Consider the following 11,301-nt stretch of genomic DNA (forward strand, 5'->3'; position numbering starts at 1 on the left):
CCCCACAGCCCAAAACAGTCACTGACCAGCAACAACACATCAGGGACTCACTGTCTCTCACACCACTGTCCCCAACCCGAGAGATCGCACGCAGAACCCGGGCCCAGCCTCCCAGGACGGCCCCGGTAGCCGCATGGACAACAAGCGCCGGATCACCGCGCCAGGGATCGCAGTCAGCGGCGCTTTCTCATCGGGTACACCACGACCTCACCCGGCCGGCAGAAGCGCAGGAGCTTCCGCTCCCATGACAGCCCACCGTGGAACGACGAACCGCGCTGGACCAGCTCAGACATCCGTCACGCATGGTGATGCCCTCCCCGTTCACGGCTACCGCAACGCCGCCGTCACCCCGTTGCGGGCCGAAGGCCGCGAGATCGAGGGCGAAGGCGTGACCTGCTTCTCCCGCGCAAAGGGCCCCTGCACGGCAGTTGCGGACAGCGCCGGCCGGGCGAGGGCTCAGCGCACCCGGTCGTAGAGGAGGGACAGGACGCCGTGCTCTCCCGCGGCCTGGCTGACGAGCGACCATCGCCCTGCGGGCAGGCCGTCGTCGAAGAGGCGTGGGCCGCCGCCGAGGAAGACCGGAAAGATCGTGAGGCCCAGCCGGTCGACCTCGTCGGCCGCCAGCAAGGCCTTGATGACGCTCGCGCTGGAAAGCACGAGGATGTCACCGCCCTCGGTCGCCCTGAGGTCCGCGACGACCTCGGCGGCGGGCTTGCTCACGATCGTCGTCCGCTCCCACGGGGCCTCACCGAGGGTGGAGGAGAGGACCACCTTGTCGGTACCGACAAGCCACTTCGCGAAAGCCTCGTCACGGGGATCGACACCCTCCGTACCGATGACAGTGGGCCAGAAACCGAGGAACCCCTCAGCGTTGACCCGCCCCAGCAACACCGACGTCGCCGACTCCCAGAGGCTGGTCAGGTGGTTGCGGGCGACGTCGGTGTGGGCGTACGGCATCACCCAGCCCATGTCCTGAGGTTGGTCCGGCGCGGCGTAGTGGCCGTCGAGAGACAGGCTCATATTGATGACGACCCTGCGGCCGGTGGTCTGTTCCGTCACTTCGTCCTCCTTGTGTCGGTGTCGTGCGCGTTCGTGGTGAGGGCCGCCACGAGCTTGTCGAGGCTCTGGCCGAAACCGATTTCGATGCCTGCGACGAAGTCCGCAGAATCGACCGTGCTGTCGGTGATCCGCCAGTGGACATCGAGGTCCGTACCGGTTCCGGTGGGCCGCAGGTCCAGCTCGACATGGGCGGTGAAGGCGGGGCCGCCACCGGGAAGCAGCGGCGAGAGCCGGTAGGAGAGCCGCTCACCGGGGCGTACATCGTCGACAACGCCCTCCGCGCGCCCGGCAACCAGGTCCGAACCGTCGGCGTCCTCGGCATCGCGGTACTCCAGGACGACCCGCCCGCCCGGTCGTGCCTCGAAGACGAGCTCACAGACGCGGAGGTTGTCGGGCGTCCACCACCGGGCGAGCGACGGGGCCTGCGTCAGGTGGCGCCAGACCAGCTCGGGGCGGACCGGCAGCGGCCGGAGAAACTGGAACGAGCGGTCGTCGGCCCACCCCGGTTCCTCGGCGGCGAGCCGCTCCGCGTGGAGGCTGAGCCCGTAGTGGTCGTAGGTCGCGTGCGGGCCGCCGGGCCGTTCCGCGGTGTCGGCGAGCCGGCCGAGCGCGGCCGCCAGGTCCCGCAGGACATCGGGCCGCAGCGCGTAGACGCGGCGCTGGCCGGCGCGCTGGGAGGAGACGAGGCCGGCGCGCTCAAGGGCCTGCAAGTGCTTGGTCGTCTGCGGCTGGCGGGCCTCGGCGAGCTGGGCGAGGACGCCGACCGGGCGGGGCCGCTCGGCCAACAGGTTCACGAGCCGCCAGCGTGCCGGGTCGGCCAGTGCGGTGAGGAGTGCGTCCATGACCACAAGCCTCCTCGACAACGAATATTCGCGTCAAGGAATATTCGTATCAAGGGATGCTTTGCCCGGCGGTCAGGTCCTCTCGCGGGTGAGCGAGTCCTGGCTGCCCCTACAGGTGGGGCGTGCGGGGCGGAGGCCCGTCCGGCGGGATCTCCTCGACCGTGCGCGGCCGTGCGCGCCCGCTCCGGCGTGCCGGGTGGGGTGAGGAGGGGTCACAGGTGGCTGCCGCCCGAGACCTCGATGCGCTGGCCGGTCATCCACTGGGAGTCGGGCGAGGCGAGGAAGGCCACGATGCCGGCGATGTCGGAGGGTTCGCCGATGCGGTTGAAGACGGACATGTCGGCCAGGCGGGCGGCTCCGGCGGGGGTGCTGCGCAGGCCCGCGTTCATGTCGGTGGCGACGAAGCCCGGGGAGACCGTGTTGACGGTGATGCGCCGGGGGCCCAGTTCCTTGGCGAGGGCGATGGTGAGGGTGTCCATCGCCCCTTTGCTCATGGAGTACACGACGGACTCGGGGTAGGCGACACGGGTGACGGCGGAGGAGATGTTGATGATCCGGCCGCCCTCGCCCATCCGCCGGACGCCTTCCTGGATCACGAAGAGCAGGGAGGTGACGTTGACCGAGAAGATCCTGTCGACCAGCTCCGGGGTGACCTCGTGCAGCCGGGCCGAGCCGCTGACCGCCGCGTTGTTGACGAGGATGTCGAGCGTGGGCTCCGTGCCCCGCCGGGCCAGTTCGGCGTCCAGGGCGGTGTAGAGGGCCTCGGCGTCGCCGGGGACACCGAGTTCGGTCCGCAGGGTGAAGGCGTCCCCGCCGCGGGAGCGGATCGAGTCCACGACCTCACCGGCCGCGGTGGCGCTGTTGAAGTAGTGGACGGCCACGAGGGCGCCCTCGGCCGCCAGGCGTTCGGCCATCCCCCGCCCGATGCCCCGGCTCGCCCCGGTGACCAGGGCCGTCCTGCCGGTGAGGGGGCCGGCCGCGGGCGCCGTGACGGGGGCGGTGGCCCGGCGGGCCCCGGTTCTCGCGCGGCCGGGGCCCGCCGGGGGTCTCGCGGGGCCGGGCAGGGGTACCACGGCGGGCTGCCGGGCCAGGTCGGCGGAGGGGGATGCGGGTGAGTACGTCAAGGAGGGCCACCGTTCTGGACCGGGTCCGGGGAGATCGCGGCCGGTGAGGCCCGCTCGGCTGTCAGTCGAGCCTACGGATTCACAGCGCCTCGGCTCAGGCCGGCCGGAAGATGAGTTATGTCCAGGTGCGGGGACCGTACGGCCCGTGCCGGTGAGGGCCGGACCGGGCCCGCGTCCACCCCGGGAACGGTTCAGGCCCCGGCGGGCGGAATGTTGTTGTTCACCCGGAACAGGTTGGTGGGGTCGTAGGCGCGCTTGATGGCGCGCAGGCGTTCCCAGGTGCCTTCCGGGTACGCCTCCCGGATGCGCGCACGGCTGTCGTCGGCGAGGAAGTTGACGTACACCCCCGGTACTCCCTTCTGGAGCGCGACGGCCAGCTCGTCGGCCCAACGGGTGTGTGTCCCGGCCTCGTCGGGGTTCTCGTACAGTGCGGCCACATTGATCATCACGTTCCGGTCCCGGTGCGCGAACGCGGTCGCGTCCCGGGGAGTCCGGGCCATCGCACCGCCGAGCACACGTATCTGGACCGCGGGCAGCGTGGCTGTCGACGTCCTCAGCCGCTCAAGGATCAGCGCGGCGGTGTCGGTGTCGATGCCGTCGACGAACAGGTTACGGGCCGCGGCGAGCAGTCGGTGGTTCTCCTCGTCGGGCGGGTAGACCCCGGAGTAGGGCATGGGCTCGATCATGTCCGCGAGGGGAGTCGCCAGGGCCCGGAACGGCGCGACGGCTTCCTCGGCCGCTTCGCCTACGCCCGCGTGGACCAGCATGGCCATGAGGACCGGGGTGCCGTGCAGTTCCTCGGGGAGGAACGGCAGGAACTGTGCGGGCATGATGTTGACGATGCCGGTCAGCTCGTCGGGGGCGCGCAGGGACACCTCGACGAAGCCGGCGAGGACCTCGGGGGTTCCCGGCAGGACCAGCAGGCCACCGTAGACCGTGCCCAGCTCGTGCAGCCGGAACTGCATACGGGTCACCACGCCGAAGTTCCCGCCGCCGCCGCGAACCGCCCAGAACAGGTCCGGCTCGTGCTCGGCATCGGCCCGGCGCAGTTCGCCGTCGGCGGTGACCACCTCGACCGCCAGCAGGTCGTCGATGGTGAGCCCGTACTTGCGGACCAGGTAGCCGATGCCGCCGCCGAGGGTGATGCCGCCGAGGCCGACGCTGCCCGCGTCCCCGAAACCGGTGACGAGGCCGTGTTCGGCGGCTGCGTCGGTGAACTCGGCGGCGGTCAGCCCGGGTCCGGCCCAGGCGGTGCGGGCGACGGGGTCGATCCGCAGTTCCCGCAGCGACGACAGATCGAGGACGATGCCGTCTTCGCACAGGCAGAAGACGCTGTGCCCACCGCTGCGGACGGCCAGGGGCACCTCGCTGTCCCGGGCCAGCAGAACGGTCTGTGCCACGTCGGTGGCGTCGGCCGGCCGTACGATCACGGCCGGGCGCTGGTCCATCCCGCCCTGGTACGCGGCCCGCGCCTTCTCGTAACCGGCGTCGGCGGGCTGGAGCACCTCTCCGCCGACCACGGCACGCAACTGCCCGACCGGCACAGTGCCCCGCTCGATGACCGCGGGGGTCCTCTCCACCATGAAAGATCTCCTCATGTCTCAGGGCAGCGGCTCCGGCGGGGCGGGACGCCCTGTACGGACGCTCCGCCGAGGCGGCGGGAAGCAGCGGTCTCGGCGGACGGATCTCCACAGGCTGAGATCGCACGGCTGCGCACACGGTCCTACGGCCCGCACCGGCAGCGCATCTTCTGGATTGCGTTGCGAAAAGGCCGTGCCCCGGCCCGGCCTTCGCTTCCGGTGGTCCTCGCAACACCCCGGACGAAGGAGGCCGACGGACTTGGACGAGATGAAGGGGTCCGACGGACTTCGACGGCAGGGCCTAGAGCCGGAACATCATGGTGAACCGTTCGAGGAGGGTCCGTTCGCCTTCGACGTGGAGGCTGCCGTCGGCGAGGGCGTCCTCGGGCCAGCGGCCGTCCCTCACCAGGTCGCGCAGGGCCGTGGCGGTGCGGCTCTCGATGATCAGGTCCGGCCCCGGGTGGGGGCCCGGGCAGGTGGTCAGCACCGCGTCGGCGAGGTCCGCGTGGACGATCACACCGGCCACGCGGACCTCGCAGCCGAAGTCCGGTCCGAGTGCCCCGTCCGGGCGGAAGGTCGTCCTGAGCGACATGGCCAGCGACTCCGCGGTGACGACCTCACCGGAGCGTGGCTCGGTCAGCGTCCGGGCGCCCCAGCGGCCCAGCTCGATCAGGGCCGGTTCGATGTCCCGTCCGTACTCGGTGAGCTCGTAGACCACCGCGCGTTCGGGGTAGGGCAGGGCGCGGCGGACGGCCAGTCCGCACTGTTCGAGTTGCTTGAGGCGGGTCGAGAGGATATTCGTCGGAATGTCGGGAAGGCCGGTGCGAAGGTCGGTGTAGCGCTTCGGCCCGATGAGCAGGTTTCGGACAATCAGCAAGGTCCATCTCTCACCGATCATCTCCATCGCGCGGGCCAGGCCGCAGAACTGTCCGTACACGCGGGTCACCATGAGGCTTATTTTAACCCAGAGTTGCCTTGACAAGGCATGCTTGTTTTTTGCAAGCTTCCTTCATAGAAACCTGCGCGGTGGTCAGCATGTTGCAACCCTGAAAACGCACCACCTCGTGCCCGTTCGTCCTCAAAGGGGAGCATCATGCGAAAGATCATCAGCACCACGAACATCTCGCTGGACGGCGCCATGGACAAGCTGGAGGAGTGGCACTTCGGCTACTGGAGCGACGACCTCGGCAAGCACGCGGAGAAGCTGCTGTTCGGCAGTGACGCCATCCTGATGGGCCGTGCGACCTACGAGGGGTTCGCGGAGGCGTGGCCCGAGCAGGCCGGTACCGGCGAGTTCGCCGACCGGATGAACAGCATCCAGAAGTACGTCGTCTCCTCCACGCTGGAGAAGGCCGACTGGGAGAACACGACCATCATCCGGCAGGAGGACGCGGTCGAGGAGATCGCCAAGCTCAGGCAGCAGGAGGGCAAGGACATCCTGACGTACGGCTTCGGTCCGGTCGCCAGGACGCTGCTGGCCAACAACCTGCTGGACGAGGTCCGTTTCTGGGTCCACCCGGTCATCGCCGGTGGGGGCAACCTCGGCAACGACGACTTCAAGACCGCCTTCAAGCTCACCTCCGCCGAGCCGCTGGACACCGGCGTCGTGGTGCTCACCTACGTCCCGGCCCCTCTCCGGACGGCGTAGGCCGCGGTCACCTCGCGCTGCCGACGGCGGCGCGAGGTGCCATGGCGGGCCGGCCCTGCCGGTGGGCGGGGCCGCTCCCGCCGGACCGGCCGTACTTGGCGGTCCGCCACCAACGGGGGTGGGCGCGGTACCACTCGACGGTCTCGGCCAGGCCCTGGGCGAAGCCGATGCGGGGGGTGAACCCCAGCGTGTCGCGGAGTTTGGTCCCGTCGAGGGAGTACCTCAGGTCGTGGCCCTTGCGGTCGGCGACCCTGCGGACGACGGACGGGTCGGCTCCGCACAGGTCGAGCAGGCGCGCGGTGACATCGAGGTTGGTGAGTTCCTCGCCGCCGCCGACGTTGTAGATCTCGCCCGCCTCGCCCTCGGTGAGGACCAGCTGCACCGCCCGGCAGTGGTCGTCGACGTGCATCCATTCGCGGACGTTGCGCCCGTCGCCGTAGAGGGGCAGCGGCAGACCCTCCAGGAGATGGGTGACGAACAGCGGGACGAGCTTCTCCGGGTGCTGGTAGGGGCCGTAGTTGTTGGAGCACCGGGTGACCGAGACGTTCAGTCCGTGGGTGCGCCAGTAAGCACGGACCATCAGGTCCGCCGCCGCCTTCGACGCCGCGTAGGGCGAGTTGGGCAGCAGCGGTGACTCCTCGGTCCAGGAACCCTCGGGGATGGAGCCGTAGACCTCGTCGGTGGAGACGTGCACCATGCGCGGGACGCCCGCCTCCAGGCAGATGTCCGCAAGCGCCTGGGTGCCGCCCACGTTCGTGCGCGTGAAGACGTCGGCGTCCCGCACGGACCGGTCGACGTGCGATTCGGCGGCGAAGTGCACCACCGCGTCGTGGCCGGGCAGGACCCGCCGCAGCAGTGCCCGGTCACAGATGTCGCCCTGGACGAAGTCCAGGCGGGGGTGGGCCGCCGGGAGGTTGACGCGCAGGCCGGCGTAGGTGAGCTTGTCCAGGACGGTGACATGGGCGTTCTCGTACCCCTGGTAGCCGCCGTCGAGCAGGGTGCGGACGTAGTGCGAGCCGATGAAGCCCGCGCCGCCGGTGACCGCGATCCTCACCGTCCGGCCCCCACCGCGTGCAGGGTGCAGTCGCCGACGAGCGCGCCGTGCAGGTCGAACGGGCCGGGGAGCGACATGCCGTCCACCACGATCGCGTCGGCGAGGCTTCCGCCGCGCAGGTCGCACCGTCGGCCGATGGATGTGCCCGGTCCGATGTGACAGTCCTCGACGAGGGTTCCCTCCCCGATGACGGCCGGGCCCACGATCCGTGAACGGACCACCCGGGCACCGGGGGCGATGGACACCGGACCGTGGAGTTCGCTGTCCTCGACCTCTCCTTCGACCGAGGGCACGAGCTCCTCCAGCATCCTGCGGTTGCAGTCCAACAGGTCCTCCACCCGTCCGGTGTCGCGCCAGTAGCCGCGGTACTCGGTGGCCCGGACCTCCGCCCCCTGGGTGATCAGCCACTGGATGGCGTCGGTGATCTCCAGCTCGCCCCGGGCGCTCGGGACCACGGCGTCGACCGCCTGGTGGATGGCGGCGGTGAAGAAGTACACGCCCACCACCGCGAGGTCGCTGCGAGGCCGCTGCGGCTTCTCCTCCAGGCGGAGCACCCGGCCGGAGCCGTCGAGTTCGGTGACCCCGAACGCCTGCGGATCGGCGACCCTGTGCACCATCAACTGCGCCGCGGACGTACCCGCGACGAACTCCGCGGCGATCTGGCCGATGCCGTCCGGCAGCATGTTGTCCCCCAGGTACATGACAAAATCATCGTCACCCAGGAAGGTGCGGGCCAGCCGTACGCAGTGGGCGAGGCCCAGCGGCCTGTCCTGGCGGACATAGGTGATCCGCACACCGAACCGGGAACCGTCCCCGAGAGCCTCCGCCATGGTCGCCGCCCAGTCCCCGACGATGACCGCGACATCGGTCACACCCACCTTGCGCACGTTTTCCAGTACGTATTCGAGGACCGCTCTGTTCGCTATCGGAATGAGTTGCTTCGGCATGTGCCGGCTGAAGGGACGCAAGCGCGTGGCCGACCCTCCAGCCAGAATCAGAGCCTTCATGACTCTCTCTCCTCCCTGGTCGAGGGCGCGTCGTGAGATCTGGAGCACCGGCCGGTTCATCGTCGGCCGGTGTGTGGTGACCCGCATCTCCCTGCGTGCGCAAGGGCGGTTCCCCACGGCCCGCGGGGGCGGTGGACGGACCGGACGCACATCCGCAGGAGCGGATTCAGGCCGCCTGTCGCATTTTCGTGCTGACCTCAACAGAGCAACCTGGAAGAAGACAACGACAGACGCGGCATGGAACCCTCATAACGTGGCGGCTTCGTCACTCCCCCCGTGAATCGTCCAGAAAGGACAACACGTTGACGGAAGCATCGAACCCCGGGAACCTCCAGGAGATCGCTTTCACGAAGGTGCTCGACGCGCCGCGTGAAAAGGTGTTCCAGGCATGGACGGAGCCCGCGCACTTCACCCACTGGTGGGGCGGGGAAGGATGCTCCACGCCGCTGGACTCGATCTTCATGGAGGTCAAGCCGGGCGGAGAGTGGCGCGCCACCATGGTCATCGACGACGGCGGGATGGAGATCCCCTTCCTCGGCGTCTACTCGGAGGTCAGCGCGCCCGACCGCCTGGCGTTCACCCTCGTCGACCCGAAGGACGCCGCGGACCGTGAGGAGCGCGGCGACGCGGTCGGCGAGGTCGTGACCATCGTCCTCACCGCCACCGACGGCGGGACCGAGCTCTCCTTCCACCAGTCCGGTCACCTCACCGAGACGCAGCTCGTGGAAGCGACCGCCGGCTGGGAGAGCATGATCGACGCCCTGGGCACGTACACCTCCAAGCTCTGAGCCCCGGACCGGAACTTCCGGTACCGGCGCTACGGGCCATGGGCACGACGGGGGATGAGGGCCGGCCACGAGGTCCCCTCATCCCTCGCGCGCATCCGCGGGCACCCGCAGGTACGCAACCGTCAGAATCACGAAACCGCGCAGCACCGCCCCCCTACGCCTCACACCGGCCCCTCGCACGGCCGCCGGTCGCGGGGAGGGCGGCGCCCGCCTCCGTTCCAGCAGGACGGCCCGCAGGACATCCGGCCGGTGAACCCATGGGGAACGGGACCGACTTCACCTGTCCGACCAGGTGAATCACCGACGAAAGGACAGCCATGGAAACGGCCACTCCAGCGGAGCCCGCAACGCGGGCCGGGAGGCGTGAGTGGATCGGTCTGGCCGTACTCGGCCTGCCGACGCTCCTGCTGTCCCTGGACCTGAGCGTGCTCTATCTCGCGCTCCCCCGGCTGAGCTCGGACCTCGGCGCCAACGGTGTGCAGCAGCTGTGGATCACCGACATCTACGGCTTCCTGATCGCCGGGTTCCTGGTGACGATGGGCACGCTCGGCGACCGTATCGGCCGCAAGCGGCTGCTGCTCATCGGGGCCGCCGCGTTCGGCGTCGCGTCCCTGGTCGCGGCCTACTCCACCAGCCCGGAGATGCTCATCGCCGCCCGGGCGCTGATGGGTGTGGCCGGGGCCACGCTCATGCCCTCGACGCTGGCGCTGATCAGCAACATGTTCCACGACCCCAAGCAGCAGGCGGTCGCCTTCTCCGTCTGGATGAGCTGCTTCATGGGCGGTATGGCCCTCGGTCCGGTGATCGGCGGCTTCCTCCTCCAGTTCTTCTGGTGGGGCGCGGTCTTCCTCCTGGGCGTGCCGGTGATGCTGCTGCTGCTGGCCACCGGGCCGGCGCTGCTCCCCGAGTACAAGGACCCCGACGCCGGGCGTCTGGACCTGCCCAGCGTGGCGCTGTCCCTGGCCGCGATCCTGCCGTTCATCTACGGACTCAAGGAAGTGGCCAAGGAGGGACCGGGCACCGTCCCGATCCTGATCGTCGTGGCCGGGCTCGTCGTCGGGTACCTCTTCGTACGGCGGCAGCGCAGCCTGGCGAACCCGCTGCTGGACCTGCGGCTGTTCGGCAACCGCACTTTCCGGGCCGCCCTGTCGATCACTCTGCTCGGCGGCATCATGGCGGGCAGTCACCTCTTCGTGAACCTGTACCTGCAGACGGTCGAGGGGCTCAGCCCGCTCGAATCCGCGCTGTGGCTGATCCCGTCCGCCCTGCTCACCATCGCCAGTGTCATGTCGGCCCCGATCCTGACGCGGTGGATGCGTCCTGCGTACGCGATCGCCGGCGGGCTCGTCGTCGTCTCCCTCGGCTACTTCCTGATCTCGCAGGTGGACGTCAAGGGCGGGATGCCCCTGCTGGTGACCGGCCTGATCCTGTCGGCCGCGGGGATCGGCCCGATGGGAGCCCTGGGCACCGGCCTGGCCCTGGGGGCCGCACCGCCCGAGAAGGCGGGTTCGGCGGCCTCCCTGTCCGAGACGGGCGGTGAGTTCGGCATCGCCATGGGCGTGGCGACGATGGGCATGATCGGTACGGCCATCTACCGCGCCGGGGTCGACGACACGGTCGGCGCCGCCGGTCTGACCGACGGGCTGGCGGACACCGCTCGCGAGAGCATCGCCGGAGCCCTCACCGTGGCCGCCGATCTCACCGGACCCGTCGGTGGTGCGCTGCTCTCCGGAGCCCGGGACGCCTTCACCACGAGCCTCAACAGCATCGCGGCGATCAGCGCGGCCCTGGCGCTCGTGCTGGCGGCCATGGCCGTGATCTCCCTGCGGCACGTGGCCTCGGCCGGGGAGGGCGGCGAGGACGCGGCCTCCGACGAGGGGAGCGCCGCCGAGGCGACCGCGCCGTCGGCGGGGTCCGGCTCCGGGCAGGGCGACGCCGCCCGGGTGAAGGTCGCGGTCAGCGACTGAGACACGACGAGCGGCGCGACGATGCCGGTCTCCCGGGGCTCTCCAGGCCCGGGAGACCGGCATCGTCGTGTCCCGGGTCCTGCCGCCCGGGTCCTGCCCCGCCCGGGGCCGGACGGCAGCGCGCCCCCCGCGGCGGGGCGACGGCGGGGGCGCGCCCGGGTGCCGGCCCCCCGGGCCGGGCGGGCCGGGGCGGCCCGGCGGGGCGGGGCACGTCCCCCGCCGGGGTGGCGCG

General features: G+C 70.3%; 10 protein-coding genes. 3 read left to right on the forward strand and 7 right to left on the reverse strand.

The genetic code is table 11. The features are described from left to right. Positions 1-456: 456 nt before the first annotated feature. The 5 genes from ACIA5F_RS30720 to ACIA5F_RS30740 form a co-directional block, all read right to left on the reverse strand. Positions 457-1,059: a dihydrofolate reductase family protein gene (locus ACIA5F_RS30720; protein WP_399358719.1), complete on the reverse strand. Its 603-nt coding sequence runs from the start codon at positions 1,057-1,059 to the stop codon at positions 457-459. Continuing rightward, the gene (locus ACIA5F_RS30725; protein ID WP_399358721.1) at positions 1,056-1,901 is read right to left on the reverse strand and encodes a metalloregulator ArsR/SmtB family transcription factor; all 846 of its coding nucleotides are present in this window, start codon (positions 1,899-1,901) and stop codon (positions 1,056-1,058) included. Before ACIA5F_RS30725 ends, ACIA5F_RS30720 begins: the two co-directional genes overlap by 4 nt. Positions 1,902-2,113: 212 nt before the next feature. Next, positions 2,114-2,851, reverse strand: a complete 738-nt coding sequence (locus ACIA5F_RS30730; protein WP_399358737.1) for an SDR family oxidoreductase — start codon at positions 2,849-2,851, stop codon at positions 2,114-2,116. A 365-nt stretch (positions 2,852-3,216) separates the two neighbouring features. After that, on the reverse strand, positions 3,217-4,608 hold the full coding sequence (locus ACIA5F_RS30735; RefSeq protein ID WP_399358724.1) for an FAD-binding oxidoreductase: 1,392 nt from the start codon (positions 4,606-4,608) through the stop codon (positions 3,217-3,219). A 298-nt stretch (positions 4,609-4,906) separates the two neighbouring features. Then, positions 4,907-5,554, reverse strand: coding sequence for a winged helix-turn-helix transcriptional regulator (locus ACIA5F_RS30740; protein WP_399358726.1), 648 nt, complete (start codon positions 5,552-5,554; stop codon positions 4,907-4,909). Positions 5,555-5,698: 144 nt separating this feature from the next. Here ACIA5F_RS30740 and ACIA5F_RS30745 point away from each other — a divergent pair, with 144 nt between their 5' ends. Further along, complete coding sequence (locus ACIA5F_RS30745; RefSeq protein WP_399358728.1) at positions 5,699-6,253, forward strand: dihydrofolate reductase family protein; 555 nt, start codon at positions 5,699-5,701, stop codon at positions 6,251-6,253. A 7-nt stretch (positions 6,254-6,260) separates the two neighbouring features. On the opposite strand, the gene rfbB is transcribed toward ACIA5F_RS30745, so the two are convergent. Further along, positions 6,261-7,307, reverse strand: coding sequence for a dTDP-glucose 4,6-dehydratase (gene rfbB / locus ACIA5F_RS30750; RefSeq protein ID WP_399358730.1), 1,047 nt, complete (start codon positions 7,305-7,307; stop codon positions 6,261-6,263). After that, positions 7,304-8,374 carry a glucose-1-phosphate thymidylyltransferase gene (locus ACIA5F_RS30755; protein WP_399358739.1) on the reverse strand — a complete coding sequence of 357 codons (1,071 nt, stop codon included), beginning with the start codon at positions 8,372-8,374 and terminating at the stop codon, positions 7,304-7,306. The genes rfbB and ACIA5F_RS30755 overlap by 4 nt, the downstream gene beginning before the upstream one ends. 242 nt (positions 8,375-8,616) lie before the next feature. Between ACIA5F_RS30755 and ACIA5F_RS30760 the strand changes: the two genes are divergently transcribed. After that, a complete protein-coding gene (locus ACIA5F_RS30760) occupies positions 8,617-9,102 on the forward strand; it encodes an SRPBCC domain-containing protein (RefSeq protein WP_399358733.1) in 486 nt (161 codons plus the stop codon). Positions 9,103-9,419: 317 nt separating this feature from the next. Further along, on the forward strand, positions 9,420-11,069 hold the full coding sequence (locus tag ACIA5F_RS30765) for an MFS transporter (RefSeq protein ID WP_399358735.1): 1,650 nt from the start codon (positions 9,420-9,422) through the stop codon (positions 11,067-11,069). Positions 11,070-11,301 lie beyond the last annotated feature (232 nt).

The organism is Streptomyces sp. NPDC051567, from assembly GCF_044454165.1.
Lineage (GTDB): Bacteria > Actinomycetota > Actinomycetes > Streptomycetales > Streptomycetaceae > Streptomyces.